22 protein-coding genes are annotated in these 22,748 nt (G+C 33.7%); 15 read left to right on the plus strand and 7 right to left on the minus strand.

The genetic code is table 11. The annotated features are described in order from the left end of the window. The first annotated feature begins 90 nt into the window (after nt 1–90). The 4 genes from DFQ09_RS10330 to DFQ09_RS10345 all read left to right on the plus strand — a co-directional run bounded on the left by DFQ09_RS10330 (nt 91) and on the right by DFQ09_RS10345 (nt 5,209). Nucleotides 91–708 carry a LysE family transporter gene (locus DFQ09_RS10330; RefSeq protein WP_115810023.1) on the plus strand — a complete coding sequence of 206 codons (618 nt, stop codon included), beginning with the start codon at nt 91–93 and terminating at the stop codon, nt 706–708. Nucleotides 709–1,056: 348 nt separating this feature from the next. Beyond that, nucleotides 1,057–2,676, plus strand: a complete 1,620-nt coding sequence (locus DFQ09_RS10335; protein ID WP_115810025.1) for a CTP synthase — start codon at nt 1,057–1,059, stop codon at nt 2,674–2,676. Between the two features lie 121 nt (nt 2,677–2,797). After that, the gene (yidC, locus tag DFQ09_RS10340) at nt 2,798–4,714 is read left to right on the plus strand and encodes a membrane protein insertase YidC (protein WP_115810027.1); all 1,917 of its coding nucleotides are present in this window, start codon (nt 2,798–2,800) and stop codon (nt 4,712–4,714) included. A 78-nt stretch (nt 4,715–4,792) separates the two neighbouring features. Next, nucleotides 4,793–5,209 (plus strand): GNAT family N-acetyltransferase, encoded by a 417-nt coding sequence (locus DFQ09_RS10345; RefSeq protein ID WP_245940346.1) that lies wholly within the window; start codon nt 4,793–4,795, stop codon nt 5,207–5,209. 88 nt (nt 5,210–5,297) lie between these two features. On the opposite strand, the gene DFQ09_RS10350 is transcribed toward DFQ09_RS10345, so the two are convergent. Further along, complete coding sequence (locus tag DFQ09_RS10350) at nt 5,298–6,290, minus strand: fasciclin domain-containing protein (protein WP_115810031.1); 993 nt, start codon at nt 6,288–6,290, stop codon at nt 5,298–5,300. Nucleotides 6,291–6,354: 64 nt separating this feature from the next. Here DFQ09_RS10350 and DFQ09_RS10355 point away from each other — a divergent pair, with 64 nt between their 5' ends. The 9 genes from DFQ09_RS10355 (at nt 6,355) to DFQ09_RS10395 (ending at nt 16,035) form a co-directional block, all read left to right on the plus strand. Next, nucleotides 6,355–7,065: a toxin-antitoxin system YwqK family antitoxin gene (locus tag DFQ09_RS10355; protein WP_115810033.1), complete on the plus strand. Its 711-nt coding sequence runs from the start codon at nt 6,355–6,357 to the stop codon at nt 7,063–7,065. Between the two features lie 213 nt (nt 7,066–7,278). Continuing rightward, on the plus strand, nt 7,279–8,466 hold the full coding sequence (gene mnmA, locus DFQ09_RS10360; RefSeq protein ID WP_115810035.1) for a tRNA 2-thiouridine(34) synthase MnmA: 1,188 nt from the start codon (nt 7,279–7,281) through the stop codon (nt 8,464–8,466). Between the two features lie 113 nt (nt 8,467–8,579). Beyond that, nucleotides 8,580–10,202 (plus strand): S8 family serine peptidase, encoded by a 1,623-nt coding sequence (locus DFQ09_RS10365; protein ID WP_115810038.1) that lies wholly within the window; start codon nt 8,580–8,582, stop codon nt 10,200–10,202. Nucleotides 10,203–10,363: 161 nt separating this feature from the next. Beyond that, nucleotides 10,364–11,305, plus strand: a complete 942-nt coding sequence (locus tag DFQ09_RS10370; RefSeq protein ID WP_115810040.1) for an NAD(P)H-dependent flavin oxidoreductase — start codon at nt 10,364–10,366, stop codon at nt 11,303–11,305. 211 nt (nt 11,306–11,516) lie between these two features. Beyond that, nucleotides 11,517–12,989 carry a potassium/proton antiporter gene (locus DFQ09_RS10375; protein ID WP_115810042.1) on the plus strand — a complete coding sequence of 491 codons (1,473 nt, stop codon included), beginning with the start codon at nt 11,517–11,519 and terminating at the stop codon, nt 12,987–12,989. 132 nt (nt 12,990–13,121) lie between these two features. After that, nucleotides 13,122–13,631 (plus strand): DUF3124 domain-containing protein, encoded by a 510-nt coding sequence (locus tag DFQ09_RS10380; RefSeq protein ID WP_115810044.1) that lies wholly within the window; start codon nt 13,122–13,124, stop codon nt 13,629–13,631. Between the two features lie 108 nt (nt 13,632–13,739). Continuing rightward, nucleotides 13,740–15,119: an MATE family efflux transporter gene (locus tag DFQ09_RS10385; RefSeq protein ID WP_115810046.1), complete on the plus strand. Its 1,380-nt coding sequence runs from the start codon at nt 13,740–13,742 to the stop codon at nt 15,117–15,119. 119 nt (nt 15,120–15,238) lie between these two features. Further along, nucleotides 15,239–15,466 carry a hypothetical protein gene (locus DFQ09_RS10390; RefSeq protein ID WP_020896762.1) on the plus strand — a complete coding sequence of 76 codons (228 nt, stop codon included), beginning with the start codon at nt 15,239–15,241 and terminating at the stop codon, nt 15,464–15,466. Then, entirely contained in the window at nt 15,466–16,035 is a 570-nt protein-coding gene (locus tag DFQ09_RS10395) for a phosphatase PAP2 family protein (protein ID WP_115810048.1), read from the plus strand. Before DFQ09_RS10390 ends, DFQ09_RS10395 begins: the two co-directional genes overlap by 1 nt. Here DFQ09_RS10395 and DFQ09_RS10400 read toward each other — a convergent pair. The 6 genes from DFQ09_RS10400 to DFQ09_RS10425 form a co-directional block, all read right to left on the minus strand. Then, the gene (locus DFQ09_RS10400; protein ID WP_115810050.1) at nt 16,022–17,632 is read right to left on the minus strand and encodes an ArnT family glycosyltransferase; all 1,611 of its coding nucleotides are present in this window, start codon (nt 17,630–17,632) and stop codon (nt 16,022–16,024) included. The two genes, DFQ09_RS10395 and DFQ09_RS10400, sit on opposite strands and share 14 nt — an antisense overlap. After that, a complete protein-coding gene (locus DFQ09_RS10405; RefSeq protein ID WP_020896766.1) occupies nt 17,625–18,248 on the minus strand; it encodes a lipid-A-disaccharide synthase N-terminal domain-containing protein in 624 nt (207 codons plus the stop codon). The genes DFQ09_RS10400 and DFQ09_RS10405 overlap by 8 nt, the downstream gene beginning before the upstream one ends. 1 nt (nt 18,249) lies before the next feature. Then, nucleotides 18,250–18,975: a glycosyltransferase family 2 protein gene (locus tag DFQ09_RS10410; RefSeq protein ID WP_115810052.1), complete on the minus strand. Its 726-nt coding sequence runs from the start codon at nt 18,973–18,975 to the stop codon at nt 18,250–18,252. 79 nt (nt 18,976–19,054) lie between these two features. Continuing rightward, a complete protein-coding gene (locus tag DFQ09_RS10415; protein ID WP_115810054.1) occupies nt 19,055–19,645 on the minus strand; it encodes a hypothetical protein in 591 nt (196 codons plus the stop codon). Between the two features lie 29 nt (nt 19,646–19,674). After that, entirely contained in the window at nt 19,675–20,754 is a 1,080-nt protein-coding gene (meaB, locus tag DFQ09_RS10420; RefSeq protein ID WP_115810056.1) for a methylmalonyl Co-A mutase-associated GTPase MeaB, read from the minus strand. 11 nt (nt 20,755–20,765) lie between these two features. Next, nucleotides 20,766–21,335 carry a DUF2911 domain-containing protein gene (locus DFQ09_RS10425; RefSeq protein WP_115810058.1) on the minus strand — a complete coding sequence of 190 codons (570 nt, stop codon included), beginning with the start codon at nt 21,333–21,335 and terminating at the stop codon, nt 20,766–20,768. 296 nt (nt 21,336–21,631) lie between these two features. Here DFQ09_RS10425 and DFQ09_RS10430 point away from each other — a divergent pair, with 296 nt between their 5' ends. Both DFQ09_RS10430 and DFQ09_RS10435 read left to right on the plus strand, forming a co-directional pair. After that, nucleotides 21,632–22,099: an RNA polymerase sigma factor gene (locus DFQ09_RS10430; protein ID WP_394347266.1), complete on the plus strand. Its 468-nt coding sequence runs from the start codon at nt 21,632–21,634 to the stop codon at nt 22,097–22,099. Then, entirely contained in the window at nt 22,083–22,652 is a 570-nt protein-coding gene (locus DFQ09_RS10435) for a hypothetical protein (protein WP_115810062.1), read from the plus strand. Before DFQ09_RS10430 ends, DFQ09_RS10435 begins: the two co-directional genes overlap by 17 nt. Nucleotides 22,653–22,748: the final 96 nt, after the last annotated feature.

A 22,748-nucleotide genomic window follows, 5' to 3' on the forward strand; every position in this document is an offset into this window, starting at 1 on the left:
TGTTTAGGAAATTCTTTTGAGTTACAGCAATGATGAAACGCAGCAATAGAATAAAAGTTGAAGTTGTTTATTTGCGACAATACACAAATTATGATCTTCTTTACGTGCTTGTTGTTAGGATTTATTATTGCCGCTTCCGGTAGTATTGTCCCTAGTTTTTTGAATTTGACTGTTGTTAAGTTTAGTTTAAAAAGTGGTCGGAAATCGGCTTTATATCTCATTGGTGGTTTTGCGACCGTATTATTTTTTCAAGCGAATATTGGTGCTTATTTATCAAGTGTTCTAATGAAAAATTCTGAATATATTTCTACTATACAAAAAATTGGTACAGGGATTTTATTCTTGGTCTCTATTCATTTTTTTAGATTACATTTTACTTTAAAAAAGCAGAAAATTAAAACGGAAATTAAGAAGTCTAAAGCTTATTTTCATGGCATAGGCATGTCGCTGCTCAATACTTTTGCAATTCCGTTTTACTTTACAGCGATTTCTTTTTTAATAGGATTAGATTATTTTGAATACTCTTTTCTAAATAGTTTTTACTTTTCAATAGGTTCAACCTTTGGTTCGTTTATATTATACGCTATCTATGCCACAGTCGCTAGTAGAATAGAGCATAAACTAACTTTTATAGCAACTAAAATGGATTTTATATTAGGGTGCTTAACAGGTGTAGTTGCTATGGGGAATCTCATTTATTTAATTTAAGTCAGCTCTGCGTTTTTAGACGGAGTGTTTAGAACTAAAAGAGCATTTTTGTTTAGTTATTATTAAAGATAAATAAGTCTGATTACTGTTTCTTCCGTAGCGTAACTGCCTTATATATTCGGTTAAATTATTCTATATGGAAATACCTTTTGCTTTTAAAAGTAAATTAAGTATATCATAAGATTGAAATGTGCGTTATGTGCTTGTTTGTAATGTTTTGTCATTCAGTAGCTAAGGTTCTAATTCGTTTGTGTTTAACGATAGAAATAATAACATATTAACAAACCATAAACAAATAGAGAATAACTCATTAAATTTCGTAATTTTGCCTGCGTTTAAAAGCGTATCATGACCACAAACCCTAAGTATATTTTTGTAACTGGCGGCGTGTCTTCTTCTCTCGGAAAAGGCATAATAGCTGCATCTTTAGCTAAACTCCTTCAAGCACAAGGTTACAGAGCAACCATTCAGAAATTAGACCCATATATTAATATCGATCCAGGTACCTTAAATCCTTACGAGCATGGAGAATGCTATGTTACGGATGACGGAGCCGAAACAGATTTAGATTTAGGTCATTACGAACGTTTTTTAAACGTACCAACATCACAAGCTAATAACGTAACTACTGGTAGAATTTATCAGAGTGTTATCGATAAAGAAAGACGTGGTGAGTTTTTAGGAAAAACGGTACAAGTCATTCCTCACATTACAGACGAGATTAAACGTAGAATCCAAATTCTTGGAAATTCTGGAGATTATGATATCGTTATAACTGAGATAGGTGGAACCGTTGGTGATATTGAGTCTTTACCATACATTGAAGCTGTTAGGCAGTTAGAATGGGATTTAGGTGAGCATAATACTTGTGTTATACATTTAACTCTTGTGCCTTATTTATCTGCTGCAGGTGAATTAAAAACCAAACCAACACAACACAGTGTAAAAACATTGATGGAAAGTGGAGTGCAAGCTGATATCTTAGTTTGTAGAACAGAACATCCACTTAGTGATGGTATAAAAACCAAACTTGCACGTTTTTGTAATGTAAAAAAGGAAGCGGTTATAGAGTCTATTGATGCTTCTACTATTTATGATGTACCAAACTTAATGTTAGAAGAAGGTTTGGATAAAGTAGTTTTAAATCAGTTACAACTTAAAAGTGATGTGCCAGATTTAAAACGTTGGAACGAATTTTTAAAACGTCATAAGAATCCTAAAAGCGAAGTTACCATTGGTTTAATTGGTAAATATGTAGAACTTCAAGATTCTTATAAATCTATTTTAGAATCGTTTATTCATGCAGGAGCAGAAAACGAAGTTAAGGTTAATGTAGAACCAATTCATTCTGAATATTTATCAGAGAGCAATATAGAATTCAAATTAGGTCATTTAGATGGTGTTTTAGTAGCTCCAGGTTTTGGTGAACGTGGTATTGAAGGTAAGATTGATGCTGTGCGTTTTGTGCGCGAACAAAATATTCCGTTTTTAGGAATTTGTTTAGGTATGCAAATGGCAGTAATAGAATATGCTAGAAACGTACTAAACCTTAAAGACGCGAATTCTGTTGAAATGGATGAGCGTACTCCAAATCCTGTAATTAATTTAATGGCATCACAAAAAGGTGTGGTTAATAAAGGGGGAACTATGCGTTTAGGAACTTGGGATTGTAATATTGAAAAAGATAGTATTGCCTATAAAGTTTATAATTCAGAAACGATTACAGAAAGACATAGACATCGTTTTGAATTTAATAACGATTATAAAGACCAATTTGAAAAAGCAGGAATGAAAGCTACTGGCCTTAATCCTGAAACTGGTTTAGTAGAAATTGTAGAAATTCCTGAAAACGACTGGTTCGTTGGTGTGCAATATCACCCAGAATATAAGAGTACAGTAAAAAGTCCACATCCGTTATTTGTAGCATTTGTGGCTGCTGCTCTAAAATACAAGAAGAAGAAAAAGTAATAATTAATATGTCACTTTGGCGTAAAATACATTTTGGACAGTTTTTTGGGTTGTTCAATTGATATCATATAAGACCTGTCAGATTTAAAAAACATGACAGGTCTAAAATTGAAAATTAAAGATGGAAGAAAAGAAATTCGACGTTAAATCAATAATAGGTTTTGTCCTTATTTTTGGTATATTATTATTTATAATGTATCAAAATCAACCAAGTCCAGAAGAACTTGAAGCTCAGAAAATAGCAGAACAAGAGCAGGTTGAAGCTGAAAAAAATCAAAGTAAGCAAAATGAAACTTTAGTAACGTCGTCTTCGGATTATTCTACAAATACGCAAGCTTTAGATTCTACACAAAAAGTTGCACTTCAAAATAAAGTTGGTTCTTTTGCTTATGCATTAACCTTACCAACTGTAGGTGACAAATTTACAACGGTTGAAACCGATGTTTTCGAATTAAAGTTTAATACTAAAGGCGGTCACTTAGCAGAAGTAAAGTTGAGAAACTTTGTAGATTACGATTCTGTGCCAGTTTATATGGTGAGGGATAATAATAGTGCTTTTAATATTACATTTGGTACTTCGGATAATAGAACATTAAATACACAAGATTTTCCTTTTCAACCAAGTGTCACTAAAAGTGGCGAGAACACTATTGTTTCTATGAAACTTAAAGTGTCTGAAACGGCATTTTTAGAATACCGGTATGAGTTGAAGCCTAATGATTATATGATTGATTTTTCAATTAAATCTCAAGGTTTAAGTGGGGTATTTAATACATCGCAACCTATTGAATTAGATTGGAAACAAAAAAGTATTCGTCATTCTAAAAGTATAAATTACGAGAATCGTTATACCAGATTAACGTACATGTACGATGATGGTAAAGTTGATAAATTATCACAAGGTAGTGATGATGATGAAACTGTTGATGATGTAGAATGGCTTTCTTACAGACAGCATTTCTTTAGTTCTATCTTAGTAGCTAACGATAGCCCGTTTAAAAAAGTAACATTGACCTCTTTAGATTTAGTAGAGGATGAAGAAATAGATACTTTATATACTAAGTTATATACCTCTAAAATGCCATTAGCTTTTAATGGTGGAGAATTAAATCAAAACTTAGGTTTATACTATGGACCTACAGATAACGCTACTTTAAAAGATTATGATAAAGGTTTAGAAGAAAGTATCCCTTTTGGATGGGGAATTTTTGGATGGATCAATAAAATTTTATTCATTCCATTATTTGGTTTCTTAAGTCAACACTTACCATCTTATGGTATTGCAATTATTGTGATGACTATCTTGGTTAAAATTGTACTATCATTTGTACAGTATAAGCAATTCTTGTCGCAAGCAAAGATGAAAATCTTGAAGCCAGAATTAGATGCTGTAAGAGAAAAGTACAAGGACAATAAGTTAAAAGCACAGCAAGAAACTATGGCTATTCAAAGCCGAGCAGGAGCAAGTCCGCTTAGTGGTTGTTTGCCAGGTTTAATGCAGATTCCTGTATTCTATGCCTTATTTATGTTTTTCCCAACAGCTTTTGAGTTAAGACAAAAAGGATTTTTATGGGCAGACGATTTAAGTTCTTATGATTCGGTTTTAGATTTACCTTTTCACATTCCATTATATGGAGATCACGTGGCTTTATTTCCGATTTTAGCTGCAATTGCTATTTTCTTTTACATGAAAATGACTACGGGTCAGCAAATGGCAACACAACCAACACAAGAAGGGATGCCAGATATGGCTAAGATGATGAAGTATATGATCTACTTCTCTCCAATTTTAATGTTGATTTTCTTTAACAACTACGCATCAGGTTTAAGTTTGTATTATTTTATCTCTAACTTAATTAGTATTGGTATTATGTTAGTAATTAAAAACTACATAATTGATGAGGATAAAGTGTTAGCTAAAATTGAAGTCAGCAAAACGAAGCCTAAGAAACAAAACAAGTTTCAGAAGAAAATGGCTGAAATGATGGAGCAAGCAGAACAGCAAAAGCAATCACAACAAAAAGGAAAGAAGAAATAAGTATTTCAACTTTCTATTCGTATAAGATTTATAGCCTCAACATTTTGTTGAGGCTATTTTATTAAAAATAGTATGCAGATGGTAATTGATCTTTGTAACAAAGCAGATATTAAAATAATCGTTGATGGTCTTAATGCTTACAATTTAGATAAGGTCGCAGCATTATCGCCTATTTGGACACCTTTAGAATTCTGTATAAAAAATGAACAGGGCGATGTCATTGGTGGTGTTTTAGCTGGTATTAACTATTGGAATGGTTTAGAGATTAAAATTTTATGGGTCGATGAGGGCTATAGAAAACAGGCCTTAGGAACTAAGCTTTTAAGTTATATAGAAAAGGAAGCTACAAAAAGAGGAGCAACTATGGCAATGGTTGATACTTTTGATTTTCAAGCAGAAGGTTTCTATATTAAGAATAACTACGAAATTATTGGTGAAATTAAAGATTTCCCAAAAGGGCATCGACGGATTTACTTTTCGAAAGTATTACAATAAAAAAGACTCAAACCTTTTACAGTTTGAGCCTTTACTTAACTAATTAATCAACGTATTTAAAGTGAGGCTGTCAACCTTAATTTTACTTTTATTGCATTGGTAAAAGTACCTTGTCAATGACATGCACAACACCATTCATAGACTGAATATCTACTAAGCTAGTCACAATATTACTAACACGGTCGTTAGAATCTGTTAACGTAAACGCAGTGTTGTCAGCAGTAATTTCTCCACCTAGAGTCATAACAGCTCCATTTGGTAAACCACTAGATTGTATGTTACCACTTACGATATGATACGTTAAGACAGCGTCTACTGTTGCTGGTGCTAAATCACCAAGAGTAGTATTTCCTGAAGGATCTAACTCTAATAATAAATTAGCGAAAGCGTCATTTGTTGGCGCAAATACTGTAAATGGTCCAGCAGAAGCATCAGAAACTGTAGAAATGTATGGTACTGTTGGTGTACCAGTGTCAGCCAATGCTAATGCCGCTACTAAATTTGATAAAGCAGGATTGGTTGTCGCAAACGTCGCAATTGTTGGTAAGCCAATGACTTCATCAACAATATGTACAATACCATTACTAGCAAGGTTATCAGCATTAGTTACCGCAGAAGAACCGTTTAACATCACGCCATTCGATGTTGTGTAGTATAAACTTAAGTTAGCTCCATTAGGTCCTGTTGCAGCCGTGTTCGTATAACCAGATCCAGCGTCAACTAAATTAGTTGATGTTACTGTTGATCCGATTATTACATGGTTCAATAAAATGTTTTTTACTAAGGCGTTTTCTGCTGTAGATAAATTGTTTAGATCTAAACCAGTATCGGCTAATAATTGTGCAAATGCAGCATTACTAGGTGCAAATACAGTAAAAGGGCCTTCACCTTGCAAGGTTGTTACTAAGTCAGTGGCTTGCAATGCAGCAGCTAAGCTCGTTAAATTGTTTTCTAAAGCGATGTCAACTACAGTTGTAGGAGTTGGTGATGTTGTGTTATCATCATCATCACTACAAGACGTAAAACCTATAACCAATAGAAATACTGTAAGTAATTTGAAGTTTTTTGAAATAATTTTCATTGTTTTGAGTTTTTATATTGTTCAACATTCAAACCTTAATCGGTTTGTTTAACAAAAATACAAAATGATTAAACAAAAAGTTTTTACGCTTTTCACTTTAACACTATTTTTAACATCTGCTTATGCGCAAAACTCAGTCAATCAATTTGATAAAGACGGACTAAGGCACGGTACATGGACTAAAAACTATCATAACACCAAACAGAAACGTTATGAAGGAACTTTTAAACATGGAAAGGAAATAGACTCATTCAAATTTTACACCTTGTCTTCAGGAAAAAGTGTGCTAAGTGCGATAAAAGTCTTTAATGAAAGCGACAGCATTGCTAATGTTACTTTCCTAGCTTCAAATAAGAAAGTGATTAGCGAAGGTAAAATGAATGGCAAACGATTTATGGGGCCTTGGACATTTTATCATAAAAATTCTGCTGCTAAAATGATTGTAGAGAATTATAATGAAGAGGGATTACTACATGGTGAGCGCTTTGTGTATTTTAAAAATGGAGTCGTTGCAGAAAGTGCCAATTATAAGAATGGTAAACTTGATGGTGAATCAAAATGGTTTTCCGAAAAAAGTGTCGTGTTAAGACATACACATTATAAGGACGATGAGTTGGAAGGTAAAACGATTAATTATGATGCTTTAGGTAATATAACTTCAGAAGGAAATTATATTAAAAGTCAGAAAAACGGCATTTGGAAATACTATAAGGATGGTGAACTCTCCAAAAAAATAGACCATACCACACAAGAAGTCTTATTTAAGAAAGAATAGCTTAAAGCTATGCGCTCTATAGAATTTCAGAATGGCAATCTTAATAGGATTGCCTTTTTTATTTGTAATTTTGCCGAAGTTTTTCGAACAAAAACATTATGAATATATAATGTTCATGTTTTTAGATTGTCCCCTTTACGGGACTTTAAGGGTGTTTTTAAAAAAGCACTAGTTATTAATTAAAAGAGATACCTGCTTTGGCAGGTAATTAATATGAAAAGAGTCATCGTAGGACTTTCAGGAGGAGTAGATTCTAGTGTTGCAGCCTATCTTTTAAAAGAGCAAGGGTATGAAGTTATTGGCCTGTTTATGAAAAATTGGCATGATGACTCTGTAACCATCTCTGATGAATGTCCATGGTTAGAAGATAGTAATGATGCCATGTTGGTGGCAGACAAATTGGGTATTCCTTTTCAAACGGTAGATTTAAGCGTACAATACAAAGAGCGTATTGTAGATTATATGTTTAATGAATACGAAAAAGGACGCACACCAAACCCAGATGTACTTTGTAACCGTGAAATAAAGTTTGATGTCTTTATGGACATCGCCTTAGAGCTGGGAGCAGATTACGTTGCAACAGGTCATTATTGCAGAAAAGGAACCATCGAAAAAGATGGAAAACAAATCCATCAGTTGTTAGCTGGTGCAGATGATAATAAAGATCAATCCTATTTTCTTTGTCAATTATCTCAACAACAATTGGCGAAAGCTTTATTTCCTATTGGTGAATTACAAAAACCAGAAGTGAGAGAAATTGCGAAAGCTCAAGATTTAATTACGGCTGAAAAGAAAGATTCTCAAGGCTTGTGTTTTATAGGAAAAGTAAGATTACCAGAATTTTTACAACAACAATTAAAACCCAAAGCAGGTGATATTGTAGAGGTGTCAGATACGTTTGAAACTTATAGTCAAGCGCTTCCAGAATTCGATTCAAAAGAAAACGAATTAGAATTTTTGTCTAAAAAACCGGTTTATAGTTTAGCAGACGGAAAAGTAGTCGGTAGACATCAAGGCGCACATTATTTTACCAAAGGACAACGTAAAGGTTTAGGAGTTGGAGGTACAGTAGAGCCTTTATTTGTTATAGATACAGACGTAAAAGACAATGTAATTTACACAGGTCAAGGGAAACAACATCCTGGTTTATACAGAAATGTATTGTTTGTGACTAACGAAGAATTGCATTGGGTGCGTGAAGATTTAGCAATAAACGAAGGAGAAACCATGGATGTCATGGCAAGAATCCGTTACAGACAAACCTTAGAGAAAGCCACTTTGCATAAAGTCGCTTCAGGGATGTATGTGGAATTTGAAAACAAACAATCCGCAATTACCGAAGGTCAATTTGTGGCTTGGTATATAGAAGACGAATTGTTAGGTTCAGGAGTTATTTCTTAACTTGGCTTTAAATAAATTTTTCTGATAGATTATATAGAGATCGTCAGTTCGAGTGATTTTTAACTGTTTTCTAGTTGAAAATGATCTCGATAACAAGTTAGATGTATAGTCTTATGAAAAATAGTTTTACAATACTACTTTTAATTTTTATTACCAATAGCTTTGCTCAAGAAGACGCCTGGATTTATCTTACTGACAAACCAAATGTTTCAACAGCACTAGCAAATCCTACAAGTATTCTTACTCAAAAAGCAATAGACAGAAAACAGAGGCATAATATTACGATTGATGAACGCGATGTGCCAGTCAATGAAATTTACATTTCAGATTTAAAAGCCCAAACAGGAATCACGGTTTTGGCAAAATCGAAGTGGTTTAATGCTATCCATGTTAGAGGGACTGAAGAAAATATTAACGCTTTAAGCAACTTAACTTTTGTTGAAAGTATTGATTTCGCTAATAAAAACTTGAATACGTCGTCAAGAAGTGCATCACAATTAAGCAAAACAGAAATAGAAGATGAAACCGTTGCTTTTATTTATGGGGATACACAAAATCAGGTAGAAATGATTAATGTAGATAATCTCCATTTAGCTGACTTTACAGGTGAAGGCATTACTATTGCTGTTATGGATTCTGGGTTTCCAAATGTAAATACTATGGGCGCATTTCAGCGTTTACGAGATAATAATGATTTATTAAATGGTTATGATTTTGTAGATAGAACCTCAGATGTGTATGCCTTTACAGGAAGTAATCATGGTACAAAAGTACTAAGTACAATGGCTGCATTTGTACAAGATCAGTTTGTAGGAACAGCACCAGATGCGTCTTATTATTTATTTAGAACAGAAGATGCTGGTAGTGAAAATCCGGTAGAAGAAAGTTATTGGGTAGAAGCTGCTGAGCGTGCCGATAGTTTGGGAGTAGATCTCATTAATACGTCCTTAGGATATACCACTTATGATAATTCTAATTACAGTTATGCACCTTCTGACATGAATGGTCAAACCGCTTATATTTCAAAAGGAGCTTCCATAGCTGCGGAGAAGGGAATTTTAGTAGTGGTTAGTGCTGGTAATGCTGGTGCAACAGATTGGCAAACTGTTGGTGCACCCGGAGATTCACCAGATGTCTTGTCTATTGGAGCTGTAGATGGAAATGGAAATTTTGTGTCGTTTAGCTCGCAAGGTGGACCAGCACAAGTTGGCTATCAAAAGCCAGATGTGGTAGCTAGAGGTGGAGCCGCTTATGTGGTTAGTGAATTTAATAGTATCGTTCAAAATAATGGTACATCGTTTAGTAGTCCTATTCTCTGTGGTGGTATTGCGTCGTTATGGCAAGCATTACCAGATACTTCACCAACCGAAATAAAAGATTACGTTAGGCAATCAGCCTCACAGTTCAATACACCAGATGATTTTTTAGGATTTGGAATTCCGGATTTAGATTTGGCAAAAAACTTAGCGCTATCAATTAATGAGGAACAGCTTGGTGATTTTAAATTTTATCCAAACCCGGTAAAATCGAATTTGAACATCGTCTTACCCTCAACTGTAAATCAATTAGAGGTTTCAATTTATAATCAATTAGGTCAAGAAATTTTGAATCAGATTATAACCGAAAATTCTAAAACCATAAATGTTTCAAGTTTTACAGCAGGAATTTATTTGATTAGATATTCATCTCAGAACATTTCAAAAACATTAAAGTTTATTAAAAGTTCTAATGAATAATTTACGTTAGTTCGAGTGATTTCGAGTTGTGAGAAATCGTATAGAGAGCAGCATGAACTATAATTCCCTTAGTACAATAAAAATTATCCTCATTTTCAATCGTGAAATTCACTTGAATTGCCGAAATTTATACGTTTTTACAACAGATATAATTTCAAACTATGGCAAATAGAATCACATCACTTTTCAATATAAAATATCCAATTATCCAAGCAGGAATGATTTGGAATAGCGGCTGGAAATTAGCTTCTGCATCAAGTAACTCGGGAATCTTAGGGTTAATTGGAGCAGGCTCAATGTATCCAGATGTTTTTCGAGAACACATTCAAAAATGTAAAGCGGCAACCGACAAGCCTTTTGGTGTTAACGTACCCATGTTGTATCCAAATGTTCAAGAGATCATGGATATCATTGTAGAAGAAGGTGTGAAAATTGTTTTTACGTCTGCCGGAAATCCGAAGACTTGGACCAAATGGTTACAAGATAAAGGGATTACAGTGGTGCATGTGGTCAGTAGTGTAAAGTTTGCTTTAAAAGCACAAGAAGCCGGAGTCGATGCTATTGTTGCCGAAGGTTTTGAAGCCGGTGGCCATAATGGAAGAGATGAAACCACAACGTTAACCTTGATACCAATGGTAAAAGAACAACTTGAAATTCCTTTAATTGCAGCAGGTGGTATTGCCACAGGAAAAGCCATGTTAGCCTGTATGATTTTGGGTGCGGATGGAGTACAGGTAGGAAGCCGATTTGTAGCGAGTGAAGAATCCTCGGCACACCAAGCGTTTAAACAAGTGGTCGTTGATGCCAAAGAGGGAGATACACAATTAACTTTAAAAGAATTAGCTCCTGTAAGATTAGTGAAGAATAAATTCTACAACGATTTACAAGAACTCTATAAAACAAGTCCAACATCAGAACAACTTAAAGAATTATTGGGAAGAGCTAGAGCCAAACGTGGTATGTTTGAAGGAGATCTAGAAGATGGTGAACTAGAGATTGGTCAAATCGCAGGATTGATTCATGATGTGAAACCAGTTGCTAAAATTGTTGAAGACATGATCAGTGAATTTGAGGACGCTAAGAAATCCTTGATTACATTATAGTTAGCTTTTATGTGTGCTGATAATTAAATTATAGTTAAGTAACTATAAATATGGTAATTAAGGTGGTTTTGTTTTATCATAAAAATTAAATCTAACTTTATTTTTTGTAAGATGATAATTTATTGAATTACGACGTTTTAAAACACCTAATTACTTATTTCTTTTTAAGAAAAAACCTAAATTTGTGCTTGCTAATTTTAGCTAGTAGCGTATGAATTTAACCACCGAAAACATCCTCTTAATAGGTTCACTATTACTTTTTATAAGTATTATAGTAGGAAAAACATCTTATAAATTTGGAGTACCAACATTAATACTCTTTTTAGCTATAGGAATGTTAGCCGGTTCAGACGGTATTGGTGGTATTCGTTTTGATGATCCTAAATTAGCACAGTTCATTGGTATCGTTTCTCTTAACTTTATATTGTTTTCTGGTGGTCTAGACACCAATTTCAAAGCCATAAAACCCATTCTTAAAGAAGGGCTTATTTTATCTACACTGGGCGTTTTTCTTACTGCAGCAACCCTTGGTATATTCGTTTGGTTTGTCACAGATTTTACGATTTATGAAAGTTTACTATTAGGTTCTATTGTGTCTTCTACAGATGCAGCTGCCGTATTTTCTATTTTACGTTCAAAAAATTTAGCATTAAAAACGAACTTAAGACCAACATTAGAGCTCGAAAGTGGAAGTAATGATCCCATGGCTTACGTGTTAACGTTGGCGTGTTTAAGTTTAGTAATAAATCAAGACCAGAGTATTCCCACGATGATTTTTATGTTTTTTCAACAGATGATCTTAGGTGGTATTGCAGGTTTTGCCTTTGGTAAATTGAGTAGGATTATTATTAATAGAATTAAGTTAGGTTTCGAAGGACTTTACCCTGTTTTAGTAATTGCACTGATGTTTATTACATTTTCGGCAACTGATTTTGTTGGGGGGAATGGATTCTTAGCTATTTATATATGTGCCGTGTATTTAGGAAACCAAGATTTAATACATAAATCTACAATTCTAAAAATGTTTGACGGGATAGCATGGTTAATGCAAATTGTCTTATTCCTTACTTTAGGTTTACTCGTATTTCCGTCTCAAATTATCCCTTACATGGGCATAGGGTTGTTAATCTCCGTATTCCTTATTCTTGTTGCACGACCAGCAGCGGTGTTAATAAGTCTCATGTTTTTTAAAATGAAAATGAGAAGACGCTTTTATATTTCGTGGGTTGGTTTACGTGGTGCCGTTCCAATAGTATTTGCGACGTATCCGCTTTTGGCAGGTATTGATAAAGCCAATATGATATTTAATATTGTTTTCTTTATTTCGGTAACTTCTGTTTTAATTCAGGGGACAACCTTATCGCTATTTGCAAAATGGTTAAATGTGGCGTTGCCAGAAGAAGTAAAACCTATTGCAGAGAACGATCGTTACATTCTTAATTTGCCTAAATCAGCAATGGAAGAAATCTTAATACCGCCCCATAGTTTTGCCGTAGATAAACGAATTATAGATTTACATTTTCCTACGTCGGCATTTATTGTAATGATTAAGCGAAATAATAAATTTGTGCGTCCAGGAGGTTCTACAGTTATTGAAGCTAATGATACTTTAGTCGTTCTATTAGATAATGAAGATAGCTTAAACGAAGTGAACGAAATACTAGATAAAACCTTAATAGGTTAAAATTAGTATTTCACGTTACCGCAGTAGATAATAATGTTTAATTTTTATTTGTAGTTCTAAAATTTATCGTTATTATTAAGTGACTAAAATAATGCCAACTAATTAGTTTTTAATGACTCAAATTATCATATCATGAAAAGAGTAATAGTTTTATTTATAGTGCTTTATGGGTTTTATTCTTGTAATGAAACGTCGAATGGTGATGGGTACGAAAAAATTGATTGGAGTACGAGACAAGCAAATATTCAGCCTACTGATTCTTTAAAATCGGGAAAATCATATCTATCCGTTTATTCTCAAATTTATAGCTATTCTCAGCACAAAATGTATAATCTTACGGCAATGATAAGTATTAGAAATACAAGTGCTAAAGACACGATGTACTTATCTAAAGTAGATTATTTTGATACACATGGTACCTTATTAAAAACGTATTTTGAGAACCCGGTTTACTTAACTCCAATGGAAACTTTAGATATTGTTATTAATGAGGTTGATATAGCAGGTGGTACAGGTGGTAATTTTATTTTTGATTGGCAAACACCTAAAAATTCGCCTGAACCTATTTTTGAAGGAGTAATGACATCTACATCTGGTCAACAAGGTTTATCTTTTTTAACGCAAGCGAAAAGAATTGATTAATAGCCTTTAATTTTAGACGTTAATAGCGTCCTATTAAAATTTCAAAGACACCTATTATTTACTAAATAATTCATTCTTAAAACTAAATGGAAGTAGTACTTTTGCGCCATGGTTTTAAGCAACTACACTAAAGAATTTAGATATAATCTTAAACTCGCATCTCCTGTGATGTTGGGTATGCTTGGTCATACTTTTGTGAGTTTTGTAGATAATATCATGGTTGGCCAATTAGGGGCTACAGAATTAGCGGCAGTCTCTTTAGGGAACAGCTTTATTTTTATTGCCATGTCTATAGGAATTGGTTTTTCTACAGCGATTACACCTTTAGTGGCAGAAGCTGATACTGAGAAAAATTTCGAAAAAGGAAAATCTATGTTTAAGCATGGACTTTTTCTTTGCACCGTTTTAGGATTGGTTTTATTTGGCATCTTATTATTTGCTAAGCCTTTAATGTACATTATGGATCAACCAGAAGAAGTGGTCGATTTAGCGATTCCGTATTTAGATTTGGTAGCATTTTCATTAGTACCACTGATAATTTTTCAGGCATTTAAGCAATTTAGTGATGGTTTATCGCTAACCAAATACCCAATGTATGCTACAATTGTAGCTAACTTACTCAACGTCGCCATTAACTATGTGTTGATTTTTGGAAAATTTGGTTTTCCTGAAATGGGAATTGTTGGTGCAGCCGTTGGGACTTTAGTTTCTCGTTTTGTTATGGTCGCTTATTTGTGGTGGTTACTAGCTAAACGCGAAAAATCAAAAGCCTACGTAACTAACATAAAGTTCTTTGAATTAAGTAAAGAACCTATGAGAAAATTAAGCAATTTAGGACTGCCAAGTGCAATGCAAATGTTTTTTGAAGTCGGAATTTTTACAGCAGCCATTTGGTTAAGTGGAACTTTAGGAGCCAATGCACAAGCGGCTAATCAAATCGCCTTAAATCTATCATCTATGACGTTTATGGTAGCCACAGGATTGAGCGTTGCGGCAATGGTTAGGGTTGGAAATCAAAAAGGATTAAAAGATTTTACAGCTTTAAAACGTATTGCTGAATCTATATTTTTTGTTGGATTTATTTTCGCGGTAATTTTTGCTTTACTCTTTGTAGCCTTCCATCAATTACTTCCTGATTTGTATGTGGATTTAGATGATCCTGAAAATGCAGTAGATACAGCAGAAGTTGTAAAAATAGCGGCAACATTATTATTAGCAGCAGCTGTTTTTCAGATAAGTGATAGCCTTCAAGTGATTGCCCTTGGTGCGTTACGCGGGTTGCAAGATGTAAAAATACCGACTATAATTACGTTTATATCGTATTGGGTTGTTGGTTTTCCTATTAGTTATTATTTAGGGAAAGCAGAAGCTTATGGAAGTCTTGGAATTTGGATTGGACTCATTGCAGGTTTAACTGTAGCGGCTATTCTATTGTTTATTAGATTCAATATACTGACCAAAAAACTTATCGTTAAATCATTAAATTAAGGAATGATATTAAAGAGTATTTTGATATTTCAATATTACTCGAGTAGCTCATTCAAAATCTATATATTTGCAACTTAAGTTGAAAAACTGAAGACTTTCAAACACAAAATTCAAAAAAAATGGAATTACCAAAATTCATATTAGGAGACAATACAGATTATCCTAATGCCATATTTATTATACATACTGAATTTCCTCGTTTTATTATTAATCTTGAAGATGATGAAGTAGAGTGGTTTGAAGAATTTGATCAGCACGATGAAAAGGAACTAGAAACTGAAACTGAAAACTATATTCAGCAAGCTACAGACTTTTACGATAGAGAAATTGCGAGATACGACGATTAATGCTAGAACAACTTATACAGTACGACAAAGAACTTTTTTTATACCTCAATAATTTAGGATCGGATACATGGGATAATTTATGGTTGGTAATTACCAATAAATTCACATCAATACCATTGTACGCTGTATTGTTGTTTACAATTTACAAGAAATTTGGCTTAAAAGCCTTGTTGTTAATGGTGTTTGTAATTGCAGGTATGATTGCGTTTACAGATCAAATGACCAATCTTTTTAAGGATACGATCCAACGACCGAGACCTTGTAGAGCACAAGGAGTTATGGATGTAGCGCGTTATATCGCACCGCGTTGTGGAAAATACGGTTTTTTCTCAGGTCATGCGTCTAACTCCATGTCAACCGCAATTTTTGCTGGCTTGCTATTACGGCCATATTTTAAGAACCTTATTTATGTGCTAATTATTTGGAGCCTAATTGTAGCCTATAGCCGTATTTATGTTGGGGTTCATTATCCTTTAGATCTAATCTGTGGATTAAGCTTTGGTGCTATTGCTGGCTTTGGCTTTTACAAGTTAAATTTATATCTTATAGATAGATTTATTTCAAAGTAAGCTTGTAAAGTTGATTTATTAATCGTGATTTATGATCTCTATCAGAAAAGTTCAAATCATAAGTAGCCATAAATTCAATGGTGTAAAGCTTCGCTAATTCGTCAATCTTTTCAGGATTTGTTGTTGACGTTAATAATCTAAACTCTTTTTCTTTCGGAAGTTCTATACCCTCTTCGGTTTTAATACTCGGAATTTTTTCACCATAATTATAAAGAGCTTCGGGTGAAACACCATCTAAAGTGTAAAGCGGTATCTTATCTGATGCTAATTCAGAAAGTGGTTTGTAATCTGCTTGTGATTGCACTTGTGCTAAAGGTAAAACCAAAACACCTACGCTGAGCATAAACGCTATGACTAAGTAGAACGTTGCCTTAATGTTTTTAGCTTTTAACTGCTTAAAAATGAAGAAGCCAATAATGGCTAAAACGATAGCTGAAACGATAAATCTTGCTAGAACAATTCCTGTTAAAAACGGTCCTAAAAAGAAACCAGCTATCCAAAAAAGTAGTGCTATAATGCCTATTAAACCAAATTGAAAATATACAGGAAACGTTTCTTTTTTATCCTTTAAATTCTTGAATTCACGAATTAAATACTCCATATAAAATCCAATATTTAAGGCTAATGGAATTAATACTGGCATTAAATAACGCGATTTCTTTTCAGGAATAATAGATAATAAAATAACGGCAAAAATCGTCCAAAAGAACGTGAAGCGATACGCTTTGAGATTACTGACTCTTGTTTTTAAATAAGGATACAGCAAACTAATAAATGCAGGAACTGTCCACAAACCACTCTGAATAAAGAAGCTCCAGTAATAATAAAACGGTCTTACATTGTAACTGTGCCAATTTGAAGTTTCGCGTTGTGCAATGGCAGAAAAGGTTTCAGGGTCTGCAACTCTAACATGCAAGTACCACCAACCACCTAAAACAATTCCAAAGACTAAAAGGCTAACTAATTTTAAAAAATGAAGCGTTCCTCCTTTATATTTAAAAGCAACACCATACGCAATAATAAAAGGTAAGAAAAGGACGTAAAGGGAAACGGGCCCTTTAGATAACACCGAACCCGCTAAAAACAAGACAAAGAGTAAACTTCTTAGAATTGTAGTTTTTTGATTTTGGAACAGAATAAATAATTGATACAAGGCCATCAACATAAAACCATGGGTGTAAATATCCCAAGGTGCCTCAATCGTAATACCTAGGGTATAAAAAGAGGTCAATGCTATAAAACCATTGATTAAACTATGGGATTTAGTTAGCTCTAATTTTTTTGATATAAGGTAAGTTGAAATCCCAATACTTGCCACAAATAGTAGTGCTGGCCAGCGTAAAGCCAAAACAGATGTTATACCAAATATATAACCAAAAACAGCTGTAATCCAAGTGGGTAATGGTGGTTTTTGATAACGGGCTTCACCATTCATTGTGGTTAAAATCCAATTATTATCAGTGAGCATTTCTCTGGCAGAAATAAAATTTCGAGCTTCCATAATGGTCACCGGAATGGCATCTATAGTAAAACCGAGCATTACAATTACAAAAAGTAAAAGACTGAGTATCGGATATTTTTCAATGAGTTTAATCATTCGTATGTCTAATTAAATAAGCGTTACGAGCGTAGATCACTAAACCAAATAAATGACCGACAAACAGTACAGGATCTTTTCTTATAATAGCATAAGTTAATATTAAACCTGCTCCAATTAAGCTCAAAACCCAAAAGCCCATAGGTAAAGTTGATTCTTTGTTGCGTTCAGAATGAATCCACTGATACACAAAACGCAGTGTGAATATGACTTGTGCTACAATTCCTAAAACCAATAACCATGTTGGAATATCGGCATTTTGAAAGAGTAATTCTACATCTATTTGATTGTTATTATAATAGAATACAACAATTAAAATGGGAACAATGAAAAGTAGATATTGTACAATCTTCGGGAATTTTTGCCACTGACCTTGTAGTTGTAAATTCCGAATGTATATGAAATACGTTAAACTCTGACCTAACATAATAGCAAAGTCTAAACGTAAATAACCATAAATAAATAGTAAAAATGAAGCAATTAAACTCAGCGTCCAAAAGGTTTTTGGAGTGATAACTTTACGTTGTTTTTCAGAAGTTATCCATTGTATAATAAGCCGAGAAGAAAATAGAATCTGGGCTAAAAATCCAATACTGTAAATTATCCAGTCTTTCAAATTAGAGCTTTTGATTGCTTGATTTTGCTACCTCGTAATTGATATACTTTTTCTTCATCCACAGATATGCAAAACAATCCATTAAAGGCCCGAGTAATCGATTCCAAACTCCAAATTTTGCTGTACCAGCCATTCTAGGAAAATGTTGCACCGTAATCTGTGTGACACGTCCGTGTTGTAGCATAATCATTGCTGGTAAAAAACGATGTAACCCTCTAAACATAGGAATCCGTTTTGCATAATCGGATCTTATAACTTTAAGAGGGCAGCCAGTATCGTCCATGCCGTCGTGTGTAAAAGCACGACGTATTCCGTTGGCAATTTTAGACGACATATTCTTAACAAATGAATCTTTTCGGTTAGAGCGTACACCTGTAACCAATTCATAAGAATTTATATGTTCTAAAAGGATATTAAAATCTTCAGGAGCGGTTTGTAAATCAGAATCGATATAACCAACCAGTTCAGAATCCACATGATCAAAGCCTGCTTTTATCGCAGCACTTAATCCTCTATTCTCTTTAAATAAGATGTATTCAAAAGCGTCGTTACGTTCGCAAATCGCTTCAATTAAAACTTGACTATTATCGCTAGAGCCATCATTTACAAAGAGTATAGACGTTGTAACCGTAGCGATTTTAAGATATTTTAAAAGTTCCGATTCTACACGTTCTAAATTTTCCTCTTCATTATAAACGGGAACTATAATAGTGAATTGATACGTCATGCGTTATATTGCTTTGTCGGCACAAAAATATCGTTTTTTTGTGTTACAGCGCAAATCTTATGATTTAAAGTAAATGGTATTACTCTGTAGATTCCATTTTTAGTCTTATATCATTTGTTATTTTCTGTAATTCTAAATTCTCAGGGTCTTTCATTTCGTTTTTTACCGCTTCAACATACTCTGGGAAATCTCTAAATTTTAGCGCTAAAAGTGTTTCCGATTTTATGAAGAAAAACAAGATACCAACGGCAGAAATTATAGTAAGGCGAATTAAAAGTGTTTTGTAAAATCTATTTTTATGTGTAAAAAATTTAAAAATGACAACAGTAACTATAGGTAATACGCTGGCTAATCCTATCAGTAAAATGATATTACCATAAGGCCATCTTTGAAATTTGAATAGAATACTTATTGAAAGTATTGATAAAACAAGTCCAGTTCCCATAGTACCAATTACGCGTAATATGCTAATGTCTTTATAAGATTCCTTTTTAAATAAATTTCTAAATCTAATTTGATTTAAAAGCCCGAAGCTAAAAACAAAGTAAAGCATTGATAATAGTAGCGTCAATAGCGTAATAAGTAGAGCGGCATAAGGATACGTAAAGCATAATCGCAATACCATTAATAGGAGTATCGCTAAACCAATACTAATTTCAGTCTGTTTCATTATTTTGAGTAGTTGTTTTGATGCGCCAATTAAAGAGAAAGCAAATACTCAGCAGCAGCAAATGGAGTTGTTTTTCCAACTTCAACCAGTTTGATTTGTAAAGGCAATTCTATTTTAATTTTAGAAGCGTTATAAAAATCAGACTTCAAACGGTCTTCAATGGTTTGCAATAACCAAAATTTATTCTGATTGTTTCTGTTGGTTTTAAAATACTGATTCTCTGACGTGGTTTTGGTATAATCTTCAATCATGTTCCAAACTTCAGCTATGCCTTCGCGTTTAAGTGCGCTACATAACGATACTTTTGGCGACCATTCAGAGGACTTAGCAGGATATAAATGCAACGCTCTATTAAATTCTACCTTAGCTAATTTAGCGGCTTTTAAATTTTCACCATCAGCTTTATTAATCACAATAGCATCGGCCATTTCTATAATACCGCGTTTTATACCTTGTAGTTCATCTCCGGCACCAGCTAACTTTAATAGTAAAAAGAAATCAACCATACTATGTACAGCGGTTTCACTTTGTCCGACTCCAACAGTTTCAATAATAATGGTATCAAAACCTGCTGCTTCACATAGAATAATAGTTTCACGTGTTTTTCTAGCCACTCCTCCTAAAGAATTTCCGGAAGGAGAAGGGCGTATAAACGCATTTTCATTCTTAACCAAATCCTCCATACGAGTTTTATCTCCCAAAATACTACCCTGACTTAGACTACTACTAGGGTCTACGGCTAAAACCGCTACTTTTTTTTGTAAAGTCGTGAGGTGAATTCCAAAAGCTTCGATAAAGGTGCTTTTTCCAACACCAGGAACACCTGTAATTCCTATTCTAATAGATGTATTAGAATAAGGCAAGCATTTGGTTATGATCGCGTTTGCCTTTTTAGAATGTGAAGGATTGGTACTTTCAATTAAGGTAATTGCTCTACTTAAAGCCGTTATATTTCCTGAAAGAATACCAGAAACTAAATCATCGACTGAAATGGTTTTTTTCCGATTCGCTTTTATGATTTTGGCAACATTAGGACTTAAACTATCTGGTGATTGAACACCATCTTGTTCATGCAAAGCAGATTTGTATGTCTTGTTTTTATTTGCCACCTAAAGTCCGTTTATTTCTCTGTTCTTGCTTTCTTAAGTTCAATAGGAACTTCAATTAGCGTATTATCCCAAGCCATAGTTAAATTGAGATGGCCTGTTTTATTATCAAAAGCAATGGTAAAACGCTCTACAGTAACGTCTAATTGTTGTGTTGGCACTTGAAATTCAAGCGCATCGTAATTAGGATCCCACATCGGTTCCATTTTTTCATCAACTCCCCAATCATACTGTTTAGAGTTAAACATTACTTTCCATTTGTCTTTCATTGGTACGGTCCAAATCGTATATTTTCCTTTCTTTAATTCTAAACCATCAATAATAAGTGATTGGTTAGTTTCAAAAGTAGTCGCTTCATTTGCTCCTGTTCTCCAAACTTTATCAAATGGCACTAATGCTCCAAAAACATCACGATCGCGTTTAGAAGGTCTGTTGTATTGAACCTTTATATTTAAATCGTTAAGCGTAATTTCTGCTGAATCTTTCGGACTCAATCGCGGTGAAAAAATGTTTTCAACAAATGCAGAATATAATAGCAAGCCTAATGCTAAAATGGATAAGATAATCAGGAGGCGTTTTAACATAGTTGTTAATCTTAAATAATTTGGGTTAAATTATAATGCAAACTTATGCATTCAAGATTTAAAGATAATTCAAATCCCTAACTTTATGGATGTCAAACGTTGAATTTTATGGAAATCTTATAAAATCGAAAATATTTTGAAGATTCTTGCAACACTTCAATTTTTGTGTCGTCTTTAAGGTGTAACCAATCAAAACCAAAACCAAAATCAGTACGTTTCAAATTCATATTGTTGAAAAATGCAAACAGAACGATAGGCAAGCGCAGATGCAATTGTACAATCAATACTGTAACGGCATGTTAATCGTAGCACTTCGATTTGTTAAAGATAGAATGGAGGCGGAAGATGTTGTACAAGAGGCGTTTATAAATGCGTTTTCAAAATTAGAACATTTTAAAGCTGAAGTCAGTTTTGGAGCCTGGTTAAAACGCATTGTTATCAATAGATGTATTGATGTTTTAAAATCGAAACACCAACGTTTGATTGCATTAGAAGAACATCACTTAAGTGTCATTGATGATGATAATGAGAAGGATTGGACCGTTGAAGACGGTATTACAGTTGATGACGTAAAATTAGCGATTGAGGCTTTGCCTGAAAAATACAGGTTTGTAGTGCTCTTGTATTTAATAGAAGGTTACGATCATAAAGAAATATCTGAAATTTTAAGTATTTCTGAAATCGCCTCTAGAACGCAATTATCGCGAGGAAAACAAAAATTAAAGGACGCATTAAAATTAGAAAAAGATGGCACAAGATCTTAGAAATTTATTTGAAGAAGACTCAAAAGATCAGCAGACAAAAATGTCTGAAGATCATGAAGCCCGTTTTCTTAAGAAATTAGAAAATGAGTTTCCAAAGCAGCAAAAATCAACTAACAGATTTGGCATTTTAAATATTGCGGCAAGCGTTGTGTTGCTGTTGGGCTTAAGTTATGGAGGATATCAGTATTTTCAGGTTCCTACAAAAATAGTTGAACCAATTAAAGTTGTTGAGACCGAACTAAAATCCTTAGGTGATGTGTCTCCAGACTTAAAAAAGGTGGAAGATTATTACTTAGCCAGCATTAATTTAGAATTGTCTAAAGTGCAACTCACCCCAGAGAATAAGGAATTATTTGATGGTTATGTGGAACGACTGAAAGAGCTAAACGATGAATACAAAGCCTTAACTATAGAGCTAAATGCCAATGGTCCCAATGAATCTACATTAGATGCATTAATTAATAATTTAAAATTTAGACTCAATTTAGTGATGCGACTAAAAGATAAACTACAAGAGTTTAATGACGATGCCTTTTCTGAAGAACGTGTTTAAAATGCTGTCACGCTAAGCGCAGTCAAAGTAGTATAAAATCAATCAATCAATCAAATTAAATCAAAAAACGAACAGATTTTACTCAGTTTAACTGGG

Origin of the sequence: Winogradskyella pacifica (assembly GCF_003386275.1) — a bacterium.
Lineage (GTDB): Bacteria > Bacteroidota > Bacteroidia > Flavobacteriales > Flavobacteriaceae > Winogradskyella > Winogradskyella pacifica.